Source organism: Bacillus sp. EKM501B, from assembly GCF_011800505.1.
In the GTDB taxonomy this organism is placed as follows: domain Bacteria; phylum Bacillota; class Bacilli; order Bacillales; family Bacillaceae_G; genus Bacillus_A; species Bacillus_A cereus.
Genome location: NZ_JAALFZ010000001.1, coordinates 256662 through 272854, shown reverse-complemented (window position 1 = coordinate 272854; position 16193 = coordinate 256662). Strand labels below are relative to the sequence as shown.

Genomic DNA, 16193 nt, shown 5'->3' with positions numbered 1-16193 from the left:
CCCTAATTTCCTTACTATATTGGAAATTAGGGTTTTATTTACTATTCACTTACGGTGTACCAGCCAATCCCCATAAAATAACAACCGCTACAAAATAAATCGCTTTAATCGCTATTACTAAACATAATGAAACAATTGCATATTTACTTAATTCTCTTCTTGCACCTATTAAAGTGAAAATAACCGCCAAACTAAATGTTATATAAGAAGCTGCTGTATGTATTAAGTTATACGTAATATCTAGATTGCTTGTAAGTCCTGTTATATCAGCTACAAACTGAAGCATGACGATCGTACTAAAAAAAATTGCAAACTGATTCATTACCTTTCCATTTATTTGTAACTGCATTGTTGTCCCCCTTATTAAAAACTAAATATTCAATCAATTTTATCGTTAGATTACAAAAAAAGGAATCATCTCTTTATACTATTCTATAACGATGCAAAAAAAGAACGCTTAGTCACCTAAGCGTTCCCCACTTTAAGAAGCCTTCTTCAAATCAATTTGAGCAAGTACTGGGTCGTGGTCACTTACACGTCCGTGTTCTTTCATAATGTTTGAGTTTAAGTGTACTGGGTCTACAATTGTGTGTGGTGCGATATTGTTTGTTACTAAAATATGATCTAACACTTGTGCATTTCCTTCGTGAATGTACGTGTAACGATTCTCTTTCGGCACTGTGTTTAACATATCTTTTAAGATTGTTCCCTCTAGTGTTTTTAGTGGTTTAGAGAATTCGAAATCGTTCATATCACCTAACACAACAACTGGTGCATTCGTATTCTTTTTCTGAATTCCTTGCACAAAATGATTTACTTCTTGTGCTAACTGAATTCGTTTGTCTTCACTCTTTAATACGAGCGGCTGCACTTTTCCAAATGGCGTTGCATCTCCTAGTTTTGAGTTTAAGTGATTTGCAACGACAACAATGTTTTGTCCTTGGAACGTAAATTCTGCCGCTAGCGGTTTACGTGTACTTTCAAACAATGGATTTTCGTCTCCAATACGAACAACATTCTTATCAAGTAACTTCGGTACCGTCGCTAATTTCACGCGTGATGGATTATAGAAGAAGCCGACGCGAATATTCGCTCCTGGTGCTCCTCCATCTTGATTATTGTTTGGAGCGATTTCTACATACTCATACTTCGGTCCACGAATTTCTAGAACTGCATCAATGATACGTTTTGCGCTTAATGACGCATCTGTTGTACCGTCATTAATTGATCCGTTATTATCTTGCATTTCCTCTACACCGATAATATCTGGCATTTTTAAATTGTATTTAATAGAATACGCTAACGCTTTTACTTTTTCATCTGTTGTTTCTTTTTTATTCGCTGAGAAGTTTTCAATGTTATATGTAGCAACCGTTAACTTATCAAGACGTGGCTGAATATTTGCCCCTACTTGCTTAAATCCACCATCCACCACAGCTGGCAGTTCTGTTATTGGTGAAATACGGAAAGAACCGTAATCATATCCTACTACCCCTGTTATATCTCCAGTGAAAGTATCTCCTACTTTTGCTACATAATCGCGAGGTACTTTTACAGAAAGGCGCTCTGGGTTTAATTGATTTTCATCTAATAAAGGTGTGCCATATTGTGTTACTATTTTATCTCCACCATTTTTTACTGTTACATATAAATTTCCGTTTTTCTGAGGTGCAATAATTTTTGGTGTTGGCATCGTAACACGCATACCTTCAATACTTTCATAGAAGTCGATTGCATCTTCACTTGGATCAAATAAACCAAATGCATCATTATCAATAATCTGGTCCGGAATTTTCACACCGTTTTCCCCGAGTACAATCGGTGCCGGCAAAGATTGATCTTTTGCGATTACAGCAACGCGGCTCGCTTTAATTTCAGTCGTCGTTAAGTCTGTTTCAAATCGCTCTGCATATCCTGGTCCAACATATTCTTCTACTACTCCATCGACTTGAATAAGATCTCCTACTGCTACATTCGCATCTTTTTTATATACGTACATACCTTCTGAAGTAGCTGGATCATTATCTGGCTGATTATCTTCTATATAAAAGCCGTTTTTATCAAGCGCTGTGACAACGCCTTCCACATTGTTTACTTTCTTCCCGTTGTAAGGAGAGATATGTGATTTCCCTTGAATGTCATGAATACGAACCTGTTCATTATTTACGATAATAAATGAAAATGTCGAGATTGCTGAAGAAGTAAGTCCTTCTTTTTCTGCGATTGCTTTCACTACACTATTTTCATTCACTATAATTTGTCCATTATAACGAACGCTTTTATTAGTAGGATTAGAGCCATCTAACGTATAGTAGATTGTTGCGCCTTCTGTATTCGTCGTTAATGTTACCGCTGTTCCTTTAGCAACTTCTCCACCGTTCGGTGAAGCTACTACATCGCTAACACGGTTTTGTCCTTCACCTTGAAACTTATAAGCTGTTACTGATTTTAGACCTGGGTTACTAAAATATAATTCAAGAGTCCCAGTCAAACTAACTTTCTTCCCGATATTTTCAGGGTGATCTTTTACATTCACTGCCGTTCTCACATCACCTTTTGGCAACTGAACGGGCATGATTTTGTCTGGATTCGTTTCGTTTGGTGAATCTGCAATTGCTACGTTTGTATCATCAAACTTAGCTGGATCCTTCGTATATTTAGAAGAACTTTGCGTATATCCAACAATATATCCTTCCACAATCCCCTTCGTTTTCCCTTGCTGCTTAAATACTTGAATTGCTTTTTCTACTGACATAGAAGCAGTTTCTTCTGCTTGCGCTAAAGTTCCAGTAAATGAAAACAATAGCAAGAATGATAAAAAGACACTTAACAATTTCTTCACAGCCATTTTCCTCTCCCTATTTCATATTTTCTCAGCATTTCTATCATATCAAATGATTCGTTATATAGAATGATATTTCGACAAATTTTACAAAAGATTTATTTAATTTACACGCTTTCAAACTACAATACAAAATAATTATTTTACACCTTCTATGAATGCACTCTATAATGTTAGAGAGAGAAAACAGAAAATATCGAAAGTTTATTGGCATGTAAAATGGATTCATTTGAATAGGAGTGATTGGATGGAAGTGCAAACAGAAACATACCGCGCAGCTATGAATGGAACATTAGAACGTCATTTTTCAGATATGATTGCCGTTATACCAACTAGAATTACAATTGAGCAGTTAAAACAGCGACTAGAAACGATCGCTACTAAAGTTGATGATTTAAAAATTGTTTATAGTGATGAGACAAGCCTTATTGTTGAATTACATATGGGTGAAACAGTCATACCGTATGAACTGCATATTGATGAACCGAACGATCCAGAAGGATATAAAATGTACAATAGACAAGATGCTACAATCGTAGATCGTAATTTTGAAGATGCAGCTTTCGGCACTGAAATTTTCACTCGTACGCTATTTGTAGGCGATGTACTGGACTGCTTTTTCCAGCAGTTACAGTTCTTATGGAATCTCTCCCCAGATTTGTTATTTGTAATCGATTCAAGTGCAGCAATGAAAGTGATATCTAGAAGCTATATTGAATATCACGTTGAAAATGAATTATTACCTGATATTCCTGACTTATACGTTATTCATTCCGTTTATGAAGACGATAAAGACGGTGAGCCTACGCAATATTGGTTTCATACACATGGTCTTTTAAGAGCAGGCGTAACTGAAATAGAGTTAATTATTCCAAATCGCATTTCTTCCTACTACGGCATTAGCGATCTCTTTCAAACATTTGCTAATAATGCCGTTGAGAATGGACAAGTCCCTATGAATGAGCCTATCGTTATCGCGCATAGTCAGCAAGGTTCTATACATACAGTCGCTGTTCCGTGGGAAAAAGGATTATCTTATATAGGGCATAAAACGAGTATGGACCAATTATCTTCAATCGAGGATGAAGAAGTGAAACTACAACCAATAGATGCACAAAATACATTCTTAGGCGGTATGGATGACCGAGATGAATACCATCAATCTCCATCTGTTCTCTTATTCAAATTTAATACTTCAGAAGAATATATTGAAAGTTTTTTCAAAGAACACGAGGAAGCTACAGGGCTCATGTTCTATAAAACAAATAGTGAAACCGATCGTATGGCTTACAATGCGAAAAATACTTTTGGGTATTTCAGCAACATTTTTCACATTGAACAATCAAATGAAGATTTTCGTTTCCTTGCTAAGTTTGGTGTCTCCTACGAAGAAGGAAAAAGTGAACATATGTGGTTTGAAATGCAAAACATTACGGAAGATTTCATTCAAGGAATACTCATTAATGAACCATATTTCATAGAAGATATGAGTGAAGGAAATAGTTATCATTTAGATTTTGATAACTTAACAGAGTGGGTTATTTATGCAGGAGATGCTGTTATAAAGCCAAATAACTTATATATGTTTATTGGCGAATAAGTATTTTATATAATAAACGAAACGCCTTCAATATGATTGAAGGCGTTTCTTATAATTTATTGTGCGATTAATTCAGCATCTATTACTTTCTCCAAATGAGATAATACACGCTTTGCAGCTTCCTCACCTTGATTAATACAGTCTGGAAGTCCAGCGCCAGCATAGGAGCTACCTGCCAAGTATATACCTGGCAACTCTTTCTCCATAAATGTTGTGAGCTGTTTCATTCGCTCGTTATGGCCTACTGTATATTGAGGCATCGCTTCTTTCCAGCGACTTACGATTGTAAACTCTGGATCCTCTGTAATATCCATCGTCTTCTTTAAATCCTCTAGTACGAGCTGAACGAGTTCTTCTTCAGTTTGTTCTACAACCGCTTCATCACCAGCACGTCCAACGTAACAGCGAAGGAGTGTTTTTCCTTCTGGCGTTGTATGCGGCCATTTTTTATGCGTCCACGTACATGCTGTAATGGTGTAATCGCTATTTCGTGATACGACAAATCCTGTACCATTAATATCGCGCTGGATTGCAGACTTTTGGAAAGCAAGTGCCACATTCGCAACGGATGTGGATGGAATATTACGGAAGAAACGAAACTGCTTGTACTGAGCAAACATGGACGGCAATACTTTATGCGAAGTTGCCACTACGATGGCGTCCGCTTCTATTTCTTTTCCGTTACTAAGAGTAATTGTATAACCATCACCCTGTTTTGCAACTTTTTCAATGCGAGTTCCCTTTATTATCGTACCTTCATGCATCTTTGCTTCGAGAGATTTTACGATAGATTCTAAACCTGTTTTCACTGTTTGGAACATTCCCTTTTTCGGTTCAGCTTTCTCTTCTTTCGGAGCGAGCGTACGCATACCGAGTGAAATACTGCGATGTTTCTGCTCAATCTGATACATTTGCGGGAATGTTGACATTAAGCTCATTTCATCAATATCCCCTGCATAAATACCCGATAGTAACGGTTCTATTAAGTTTTCAACCACTTCGTTTCCAAGACGATGTCTGAAAAATTGTCCGAGTGATTGGTCAGATACTGGCTTTGACCTCGGCATTAATAGATCAAAACCAGCTCTTAGTTTACCAATTGGGGAGAACAGCCCGGAAAATAGAAACGGCGTAATTTGCGTTGGAATTCCCATCATTGATCCATTCGGCATTTTATGTAACCGATTGTTTACGAGGATAAATGATTGACCGGCTTGATTATTTACAAGTTCATCGCCAAGACCTAATTCTTTCACTAATCTAGCTGCATTTTCTTTTCGTGCTAAGAAAGAATCCGGTCCGCGCTCAATTGTAAATCCATCTTTTCGAACGGTTTGAATTTTTCCGCCAAGTTTACCCGATGCTTCTATAAGTAATGTATCAATCGGCAAGTTTTTTTCATGAATATTTTTTTGTAAGTTATACATTGCTGTTAATCCAGTGATGCCTCCGCCGACGATCACAACTTTTTTCCTCAAGCAGGCTCCCCCTTTCTTCTTACAGTACAGATTCTTTTTTCTTTAATACAACATCTGTTAAACAATCAATAAATGCGTCCGATGCATTTGGCATTTCTGGACGATAATATTTCGCACCAATTTCATCCGTTACAACTTTACACTCAAAGTCGTTGTCATATAAAACTTCTAAATGTTCCGCAACAAATCCAACTGGTGCATATACGAATGAAGTATAACCGTGCTTTTCATTTAGTTCTCTCGTTAAATCTTGTACATCTGGACCAATCCAAGGATCTGGTGTGTTTCCTGCACTTTGCCAGCCTACTGCATAGTTTGCTACTTCAGCTCCGCGCGCGATATAATCCGCTGTTTCATTTAATTGATCTGGATATGGATCGCCCATTGCAATAATTTTCTCTGGTAAGCTATGTGCAGATACGATTAATACTGCTTTTTCACGCTCTGCATCTGACATACCGTTATATATACCTTTCACTGCATCAACCCAGTACTGGATGAATTTCGGCTCTTTATACCAGCTATCAATGCCGTGAATTGTTAAGTTTCCAAGTTTCTCAGCTTCTTCTTGTGCTCGTCCAACGTATGATTTCACGCTAAACGTAGAATAGTGAGGTGCAAGAACAAGTGCGATTGCATCTTGTATTCCGTCGTTATGCATATCTTTCACCGCATCTTCAATAAACGGTTCAATATGTTTTAAACCAAGATACATATGGTACTCTACTTCATCTTGTACTTCATTTAAACGCTGTTCTAACTTCTTAGCTTGCTCTAATGTAATAGTAGCTAAAGGAGAAATACCACCAATTGCACGGTAACGCTCTGTTAAATCTTCCAGCATTTCAGGACTTGGCTTTCTTCCTCTACGAATATGTGTATAGTAACGTTCAATATCTTCTTCTTTATATGGCGTTCCGTATGCCATTACAAGCAAACCAATTTTCTTTTTCATACAGCAATTCTCCTTTACTTCGCTAACTGCCCTTTAGAGTATTCATGAATAAATGTAGTTAAACGTTTTAATGTATCCGGATTTACTTCTGGGAATACACCGTGACCTAAGTTAAAGATATAACCCGGCTGTTTCATCCCTTGATCTAAAATACCTTTTACATGTTCTTCAATAACAGACCATGGTGCAAGTAAGAATGAAGGGTCCATATTACCTTGTACCGCCTTATGAACGCCACGTGCACGTGCTTCTTCAATCGGTAAGCGCCAGTCTAAGCCGACTACATCAAGCGGTAAGTCGTGCCACTCATTCACTAAGTGTGCAGCTCCTACGCCGTGCATAATCATCGGTACACCCATCTTACGAACTTCTGCAAAAATACGCTCCATTGCTGGTTTAATAAATACGCGATAATCTGCTACATTTACTGTTCCAACCCAAGAATCGAAAATTTGAACTGCTTTTGCTCCTGCGTTTATTTGCGCTTTTAAATATGTAATAACCATATCTGCTAGTTTATCCATTAAAGCGAACCAAGCTTTTGGCTCTGCATACATGAACGCTTTCGTATTATGGTAGTTACGAGATGGACCGCCTTCAATCATATAGCTCGCTAATGTAAATGGAGCTCCTGAAAAACCGATTAACGGTACGTCTAACATTTCTGTCGTTAATAAACGAATTGTATCTAGTATGTACGGTACGTCATCTTCTGGATTGATTTCCCCTAGTTTTTCTACGTCTTGTAAAGAACGGATTGGATTATCAATAACTGGGCCAATACCTGATTTAATTTCTACATCCACACCAATTGCAGGTAGTGGTGACATAATATCTTTATAAAGAATTGCTGCGTCTACGTTATATTGATCAACCGGCAATTTTGTAACGTAAGCACATAACTCTGGATTATGTGTAATTTCAAATAAAGAATACTTTTCTTTAATCTTTCTATATTCCGGCTGTGAACGACCTGCTTGACGCATATACCATGCTGGTACATAATCGGTACGTTCCCCCCTACATGCTTTTAAAAATGTCTCATTTATAGTTCTTACCAAGACCCTTGCTCCCTTCCTTACCAATGCTTCGAATACGTTCGATATTTATCTTTTTTTACTATACAGCTTGTAAAAACAAAATGCATAATATTATGTACGTTGTTCATTAAATTGACACAAACATTCTTAAAAACGCTTACTATTTTCACAACATTCTTATTATAACACAGAGAAAAACTATGGTTTAGCTACTTTTGACTTTTCTCCTTCACGATTCGTTTGTGTATTATATGGTACAACGTAAAAGCTCGGTTTTGAAAATATGTTAACGAACTTTTCCTCATATTCCCCAGCACCATTTACAGTGCTAACATGTGTATGAATTCCGTTCTCCACTCTATAGATTCGGTACATAATTCTGTTATCTGGAAGTGGCGTCCAACTTAATTTTGCTTTAAATAAACCGAAAGGGCTAAATGATAGTTTCATTTTTACATCTTCAATTTTGCGCAGTCGAATCGGAGCGCCGATTGTTTCCACACCTTCAGGCTTCATAAACTTCTCTTTATGTTCTACATTAGCCTTCGTTAAAATTTTCTTAAACAATTTTGTCGCAGATGCACTTTCTCCTTGCAACTGATGCTCCTTATCCGTACGGTCATAACCAATCCAAACAGCGCCTACTAAGTTAGGTGTATAGCCGACGAACCACATATCTCTTGCTCCCTTATCGTCATTTGGCAATGAAGTTGTACCCGTTTTTCCAGCTAACGCACCGTTATATACACCAGCTCTCGCTGTTCCTTCCTTCACAACTCCTTCTAACATTTTCGTCATATACCATGCTGTCTGCTTCGAGAAGATTTTCGTCTCTACTTTTGGAGATTCCCCAATGACTGCACCGTGTCTATTTAATACTTTATCAATAACGTGCGGCTCAATAATATTTCCATTTGCTAAAAATGAACGATACATTTTTACAAGATCAAATGTTGAAACGCCATTTTTTAGTCCCCCAAGCGCTGTACTTAAACCAGCATCTGCAATATGGACATTTCCTTTTTCTAAATATTGCTTTCCTTCTTCTATCCCTAACTCATTTAATAAAGAAACTGCCGGTACGTTTGCCGACTCTAAAATTGCATCATACATCGTCATTTCTTTTGAATACTCATGATTATAATTTCGAGGTTCATACCCTTCAAAAGAATTTCTTTCATTTGTTAATAAAGAATACGGATTATACTTTTTCGTTTCTAGTGCTGGTGCATAAACGATAAGTGGTTTTAAAACAGATCCGGGCTGCCTTTTGGCAAAAACACGATTAAATCCTCTCGGGACGTACTTTCTTCCCCCAATCGCCGCTTTAATCCCTCCCGTACGATTATCCATTAATAAGAAAGCACCTTGCGCCCCTTCTTCTTTCCCAGGAAAATTCCTTGCATCTTGAAACTGGTTATATGCTACCTTTTGAATCTTTTCATCCATAGGTACGACAAACGTATATCCTCCGCGAAGTACTTCTTGATGAGACAACCCGTATAAACGAGCGGCTTCATCTATGACCATATCAATATACGGCATATATGCAAGCTCATTCTCATCTAAATTTTTATATAGAGCAATTGTCTTCCCTTGATAACGAACGCTTTCTTCTGCAGTCAAATAGCCTTGTTTATGCATAAGTGACAATACTAGATCGCGGCGTTCCTTACTCTTCTCTGCAGAATAGTACGGTGAATATCCGTTTGGTGACTTCGGAAGGCCTGCAAGCATTGCCCCTTCCTCTACTGTTAAATCCTCAACATTTTTATTAAAATACAACTTTGCTGCCGCTTGAATACCGTAAGCCCCATGACCAAAATAAATATGATTCATATACATTTCAAGAATTTGTTGCTTCGTATATTTTTGCTCTAATTGAAGAGAAATTGCGACTTCCTTCAATTTGCGCGTAAATGTTTTTTCACGAGTTAAAAAGACGTTTTTAGCGAGTTGCTGCGTAATGGTACTACCACCCTCTACCTTCTCTCTAGCTAACGTATCTTTATAAAGAGCACGGAATATAGACGGATAATCAATCCCTTGATGCTCATAAAAACGAGAATCTTCCACCGCAACAAACGCCTGCTGCACATACTTCGGAATTTGCTCGATCGGTACGAGGTCTCTATTTTCTACGTATAATTTCGTAATTTCTTTCCCTTTCTGGTCAACGATACGTGATGAAGAGTGGAAAACGAGCTGCTTTTCATCCATCATATAGCCACCAGCTAACACGATAAGTTTATAGAGTACAATCGCTACTACGAACGTTGCGACGCCGCCTAATAAAGTCCACTTTACTTTCTTCATACATCGTCCTTCTTTCCAAATGATGGTACATTTATTATTTGAAAAAGAAGTATCTTTATGTATATAATCTTCGAAGTTTTTTAAGAGAGTTGATATAATAGAAACAAACTAGTAAGGGGGCATTAAAATGAAGGCTATTATTTCATACGAAACACCTCTAGAACAAGCACATTTCACTGCAAAAAATGATGAAAAAAATATGTTTTATAAAGAAAATACAGAAGAATCTGTAGAAGGTTCACTTCAGTATGACGTACTAGATGCTGTCGGCGAATTTAAAGGACAACCTGGCTATATCGTTTGTAACAACATTTCTGTAACAGACGAAGGTCGCCCTGTATTTGAAAACCGCTTTAAAAACCGCGCAGGCCTTATCGAAAACGAACCAGGATTCCAAGCGATCCGTGTTCTACGCCCATTAAGTAACGATACATATGTCATCTTAACGATGTGGGAAACAGAGCAAAACTTTAAAGACTGGACAGAATCACGTTCATTCGAAAACGCTCATAAAAAACGTCCCACGCAAGCAGAAGGACAACCTCAGGCTCAAGCGCATCCACATGCGGAACAGCAAAAGAGTATTTTCTCTCGCCCTTCTTTTGTGACTACTTTTGATGTGTTAGTTTAATTTTTTTGAGTTTGGAGTTCGGAAACCGCGGTATGTGAAATTATATCGGCGATTTTTCGAATATATCGGCGCAACTCGAATTATATCAGCGTTTTTCTGAATATATCGGCGCAACTCGAATTATATCAGCGTTTTTCTGAATTTATCGGCGCAACTCGAATTATATCAGCGTTTCTTCGAATTTATCGGCGCAACTCGAATTATATCAGCGTTTTTCTGAATATATCGGCGCAACTCGAATTATATCAGCGATTCTTCGAATATATCAGCGCAACTCGAATTATATCAGCGATTCTTCGAATATATCGACTTATCGACAAATCATGACACAAAAAGGAAACACCATTACACACCGGTGTTTCCTTTTTCTTTGTACCAATTATATATACGAAGTGAATCTTTTTTTCTCATATGCTTTACTTCATAACCCCGCCCCGCTACCGCTACAAGAGTTGTACATAATTCATCCTTTCTTTGAAAATACGATTGATTATAACCTACTGCTTGAACATGTCTTCTTCGCATTATTCCTGTATATTTCGAAAAATTACGATATACAACCGTTAGTTGATTTTCTCTTAATTCATAACCGCCACTTTTATATCTAGCATACGCAAGTAACGAAAACACGATAAATAACGGTAAAATAAAAAATAACGCAATATATTGTTTTAAATATATACTCACGCTAGCAATTAGAACTGTGAGTATGATACTTATTAACCAGCCCATAATGAAATAACGACGCAACGCTGTTTTTGGTAAGTGAGCGATCTCCGCTTCAATTTCATAAGGTAACTCTAAATATGTGAGCAGGTGCTGTACATCTTTTTTCTTCATAAAAGGATGCAGCATCACTTCATTACTTGCTGCTCCAATACTGTGAATTGCTTCCACTTCAACAGCGCAATAACCAAATGGCTGGCGAAGCATACATTCTTTTACAGTAATCGCTTGAATTCGGTGCAATTTTAAGACAAACTCTTTCTTTTCAAATAACCCTTGAACGATACGAATTTCTTCCCCTTTTCGCTCAATTTTAAAGTTTGCATATTTCAACACATATCCAGCCGTGGAAATAATCCATGAAATCGCCATTAAAATTAATGCTATTACAATTAGTTTATAAACACCGTTTCCCATCACATACGCTTCTACTTTACTTGTGAATCCTTCAGGAAGAACAAAATCAAACTTTGTGTAAAGAAGTACCAGTCCAGAAAACACTAGTCCGAACCGACCAGATGTAATCGCTGCTGCTAAAACCTCTTTCGCTGTTAACTGATAAACCGTCTTGCTTTCTTCCTCTTCTATTTCTTCTTTTACAGTAGTTTCTTTCTTATGTAATAAAGAGATTAAATGTTTTGCCTCGTCTTCTTTAATACCAGCCAACATCACTTCTGGTTCACTACCACCACCCGCTACTTCTATATTTAACTTCATAAGCCCAAGCATCTGATAAATGACGTTAGAAGACGTACTAACATTTTGCACACGTTCTTTATTTAAATAACTTTCCTTCTTTACAAAAACACCGTGCTTTATATGTAAAATATTATTCTCAATCCAGTACACTTTAAAATACCATTTAATTGCTGAAAAAATAGCCATGATGAATAAAACAACCAGAAGGAAAAGATAAAATAAATACCAAGGTTCCACTTGTTCATCAGGTTTAAATAAAACAAGAATAATAAGTGGCAACAAACTCGCAACTCTAATACCTAACAATATCGTAATCGGATGTTGCCTCTTATACATCCTTATCACTCACTTTCGCAAGTTCTCCAATTTGTCTTTTTAGCTGTTCTGCTTCTTCTTTCGTTAAACCTGGAATACTATGAGAAGTTGCGGCTGTTGAAATGTGTAATTCTGCTAAATTATACTTTCTCATGATCGGCCCTTGCTCAATCGTTACGTGCTGCACACGGATCATCGGAATAAGTACGCGTTTTACAACGAACATTCCCTTTTGAATCTCAATCTCTTCTTCATTTAATCTGTAACTATAATAGCGCTGACGTAAATTTGGAAACACAAAATAATCAAGTGGAATAAATGTAATAGCTCCTGTTACTAATAGTCCAAACAACCAGCCCCACCAGTTAAAGTTAATCATAAAAAAGAAATACGCAATTACGACTGTTAGTATAACTGCCGTCCCAATTAAAGCGTGAATTCGCCACACTTTCAGCATATTAGAATGAATCTCCCTTTCTAACGGCTGCATCTCATCACTCCAATTCTATGAATTTATTACTTATATATTATCAAAAAATAAGATTTCATATACATTTTTGTAAATTTATAGTCAAATAAAAATATATGAATCAAAAGCATATTAAAGAAACACACACCTCAGTTTTGAAAATTATGTATTATAAATATGAATTATATTGAACTAAAATAAACCTTACATGATTCATGTAAGGTTTATCGTTTTATACACAATATATTTCATTATTGTTGAGATATACTAGCATCGCTTTCAATTCGCTTTTCTTTTTGGCTCAGTTTTTTATCTTTAGATTTTTTTAATGTTAAAGTCATACCAATAAAAATAAAAAGAATTCCTGTTATTTGCATTAAAGTTGGACGGAATCCAGTAAGTACAGTATCTAATAATATTGCCACTGCCGGATCCAAAAAAACTAATATTGAGATTGTTTTTGTAGATAAATAGCGTAAACTATCAAAAAACAGATAATATACTATCCCTGTGTGAATAAAACCAGTAGCTATAATATATGTCCAATTACTTTGAGTGAGGCCACTAAAAGCATCTAAATCTATAAATGGTATTAAAAGAAATATCCCCAAGAATGTTTGTAAAAATGTCATTGCATACGCACTCATTTTGTTAATCCCTTTACCAAATAAAGTTGTAAATGCATAAAAGAGAGCTGCAAGAAATCCCCATATCATACCTGAAGACATTAATGAACCGACAGAGAAACTTCCATCGATACCAGCAATTAATAAAGCTCCTGCAAAACACACAATTATTGAAATGATAGATATGAATGTTAATTTTTCTTTAAAGACGATACTTCCAATTAACAGTACAATTACGGGTGCAAGATGATAAACCGAGATAGCAATTGTAACTGACATATTTTCAAAGGCTTTAAATAAGAAAACCCAATTAAATACTAAGAAAAAGCCACATATTAAAACTTGAATAACTTCTTTTCGTTCCCATTTATCTTGTTTATATTGCCCTGTAAGCAACCAGCATACACTTAAAAATATTGTCGCAAAAATACACCTTACAAACACTAATTCAAACGAAGGTAAGTTTGTTTGAACTGAAAAAAATCCAACTGATCCAAAGATAACCATTGATGCTATCATCTTTAAAGCCGGTACCGTTTTCTCTTGCTTAAAACTTTTTTGAAGCAAATTAATCCCCCTCCAATAAAAACTCGGTTTATAGTGAGAAAAACACCAGCCTAAAAAAGGACAGGTGCTTTTCCTCAAAAACACTCAATTATAAATTTTTCCCAGCAGTCCAACCACCATCAATTACAAAATTAGAACCAGTAATAAAGCGGGCCTGATCAGAAATCAAGTACTCAATACATGAAACAATATCCTGCGGCAACCCCCAAGTATCTAAAGATTGATTACTTTTTATCATAGACATCAAGGCTGTATTACTAAAGTATTCTTCTGTAAGTTCAGTTCTAATAACACCGGGAGAAATGCTATTCACCCTTATATTTTGCTTTCCAAATTCCATAGCCATCTGTTTAGTCAATCCGATTAAAGCATGCTTTGATGCAACATAAGCAGCTCGCTCTGGTTCAGCCATTAATCCAGAAACCGATGCTATATTCACAATACAACCTTTTATTTTCGATTCACACCATCGCTTAGCTACTTCCCTAGAAAGGATAAATGGGGCTACTAAATTTACATCAATTACTTTTTTAAACATATCATCAGATAAATGTAAAACAGGTGTTATCTCTCGAATACCAGCTGCATTTATTAATATATCAGGAGAAAGCTTTTCTAAATCTAATTGAGTAAAAAGATTATGAATCGCTTCGCTATTACTTAAATCAATTTGCACTACTTTCAAAGGCATATCTGTTTTCATATAATCTATTAAATTATTATTATTAATATCAAGCGCTATTACATGAAATGATTTTTCTAAAAAGTATTTTATACAAGCATGACCTATACCGCTATTGGCTCCAGAAATCATAATTATTTTATTCTCTCTCATTTTGTCTCCTTATAAGAAAATGTTACTAATAAAATATCACGAAAAGCCTCCGTACTACATTCTGTTCCAAGTGGCGTTACGGCATGGAAGACCTTTTGTCCAAATACTAAAGTTTCTAAAGGCTCCTTCAAACTTATAAACTGATTAATTTCCCGAGGAGAATTAGCTATTAAATTATCTCCACCAATAGCTGTATTACTTAAATTCATAAGGTGTAAAAACACTACTGGTTCATCATCTTTATGTAACCAAATAGGTGAACTAAAAGATGGTCTTTCTTTAGTAGCTTTATATCTTACTTGATGTAAACCTATAATTAAGTCTTTACTTGTATCTATTATATTTGTTTTAAATGCAAATTCAGTATCGAAGCGCACGATATTTTGAATTAAAGGATTACATAAAAAGCTATCATTTATGCTATTGAACTGTCTAACTTTCCCGCCATCGTCATAGTTATATTCTTTAGATTGGAAGTAATCATTACTATTATCTAAAATATAATCTGGTGAATCAACATACTTTATATACCTTGAATAAGATCTAGCACGGCATTCACCGTATGCATCATCTTCCAAATTATAATAATCTAACTGTGCTTGTGTTAATAGACGATGATTCTCTTCCTCTTGTAAAAAGATTTCATTTGAGATTTCAAGGAATCCTTTAGATTCAAATTCATGTACCTTTTCTTCTATGCTAAAGCCACTCATTTTACTAAGAACAAACGTCATTATAAAAACCTCCACACTATTGTATTTTTCTATCTCACCCTATGTTAGAAATGCAATAAGTAACCGAGATTCTTGCTTGATAAAATTAAAAATTATGATATTCAATTAATACACCAAATGAAATATACGTAATTCATTAAAATTATTTATTAAGCAATATTATATATCCTTTCGGGTATTTTTTCTAATTATCTGAAGATTTATCAACATTAGTCTTAATATTCAAAAATAAAGAAATAGATTTTTCAGAAAGATAAAACTGCGCGTATTGCAATTATTTAAAATATAACTTTTTTAAAAATTATATTTTAAATATAGCTAGTTTTTTATAAATTTTTTGATATAATTACATACGGGAAA

Annotated in this window: 13 protein-coding genes; 2 read left to right on the top strand and 11 right to left on the bottom strand. The window is 35.8% G+C overall.

Going from position 1 to position 16193, the window contains the following annotated elements; translation table 11 throughout:
* Window positions 1–49: 49 nt before the first annotated feature.
* Both HFD78_RS01435 and HFD78_RS01430 read right to left on the bottom strand, forming a co-directional pair.
* A complete protein-coding gene (locus HFD78_RS01435) occupies window positions 50–349 on the bottom strand; it encodes a hypothetical protein (protein ID WP_001176848.1) in 300 nt (99 codons plus the stop codon).
* A gap of 132 nt (window positions 350–481) precedes the next feature.
* Window positions 482–2848 carry a DUF6359 domain-containing protein gene (locus HFD78_RS01430; protein WP_000279264.1) on the bottom strand — a complete coding sequence of 789 codons (2367 nt, stop codon included), beginning with the start codon at window positions 2846–2848 and terminating at the stop codon, window positions 482–484.
* 241 nt (window positions 2849–3089) lie between these two features.
* Here HFD78_RS01430 and HFD78_RS01425 point away from each other — a divergent pair, with 241 nt between their 5' ends.
* Entirely contained in the window at window positions 3090–4442 is a 1353-nt protein-coding gene (locus tag HFD78_RS01425; protein ID WP_000453721.1) for a DUF4026 domain-containing protein, read from the top strand.
* A gap of 56 nt (window positions 4443–4498) precedes the next feature.
* Here HFD78_RS01425 and hemY read toward each other — a convergent pair whose 3' ends face one another.
* From hemY to HFD78_RS01405, 4 genes are all read right to left on the bottom strand, one after another.
* Window positions 4499–5920: a protoporphyrinogen oxidase gene (gene hemY / locus HFD78_RS01420; RefSeq protein ID WP_001228095.1), complete on the bottom strand. Its 1422-nt coding sequence runs from the start codon at window positions 5918–5920 to the stop codon at window positions 4499–4501.
* 19 nt (window positions 5921–5939) lie between these two features.
* Window positions 5940–6875: a ferrochelatase gene (gene hemH / locus HFD78_RS01415; protein ID WP_000726800.1), complete on the bottom strand. Its 936-nt coding sequence runs from the start codon at window positions 6873–6875 to the stop codon at window positions 5940–5942.
* Between the two features lie 14 nt (window positions 6876–6889).
* Window positions 6890–7936: a uroporphyrinogen decarboxylase gene (hemE, locus tag HFD78_RS01410; protein WP_000252605.1), complete on the bottom strand. Its 1047-nt coding sequence runs from the start codon at window positions 7934–7936 to the stop codon at window positions 6890–6892.
* Between the two features lie 177 nt (window positions 7937–8113).
* The gene (locus HFD78_RS01405; protein ID WP_000756293.1) at window positions 8114–10231 is read right to left on the bottom strand and encodes a transglycosylase domain-containing protein; all 2118 of its coding nucleotides are present in this window, start codon (window positions 10229–10231) and stop codon (window positions 8114–8116) included.
* A gap of 127 nt (window positions 10232–10358) precedes the next feature.
* On the opposite strand from HFD78_RS01405, the gene hmoB reads away from it, so the two are divergent.
* Window positions 10359–10862 (top strand): heme-degrading monooxygenase HmoB, encoded by a 504-nt coding sequence (hmoB, locus tag HFD78_RS01400; protein ID WP_000644064.1) that lies wholly within the window; start codon window positions 10359–10361, stop codon window positions 10860–10862.
* Between the two features lie 345 nt (window positions 10863–11207).
* On the opposite strand, the gene HFD78_RS01395 is transcribed toward hmoB, so the two are convergent.
* From HFD78_RS01395 to HFD78_RS01375, 5 genes are all read right to left on the bottom strand, one after another.
* Window positions 11208–12623, bottom strand: coding sequence for a PH domain-containing protein (locus HFD78_RS01395; protein ID WP_000278148.1), 1416 nt, complete (start codon window positions 12621–12623; stop codon window positions 11208–11210).
* On the bottom strand, window positions 12616–13092 hold the full coding sequence (locus HFD78_RS01390) for a PH domain-containing protein (protein ID WP_001182725.1): 477 nt from the start codon (window positions 13090–13092) through the stop codon (window positions 12616–12618). The genes HFD78_RS01395 and HFD78_RS01390 overlap by 8 nt, the downstream gene beginning before the upstream one ends.
* A gap of 230 nt (window positions 13093–13322) precedes the next feature.
* Entirely contained in the window at window positions 13323–14264 is a 942-nt protein-coding gene (locus tag HFD78_RS01385) for a DMT family transporter (RefSeq protein ID WP_000939625.1), read from the bottom strand.
* 88 nt (window positions 14265–14352) lie between these two features.
* Window positions 14353–15099, bottom strand: coding sequence for an SDR family NAD(P)-dependent oxidoreductase (locus tag HFD78_RS01380; RefSeq protein WP_001208941.1), 747 nt, complete (start codon window positions 15097–15099; stop codon window positions 14353–14355).
* Window positions 15096–15833, bottom strand: a complete 738-nt coding sequence (locus HFD78_RS01375; protein ID WP_000144819.1) for a 2OG-Fe dioxygenase family protein — start codon at window positions 15831–15833, stop codon at window positions 15096–15098. Before HFD78_RS01375 ends, HFD78_RS01380 begins: the two co-directional genes overlap by 4 nt.
* Window positions 15834–16193: the final 360 nt, after the last annotated feature.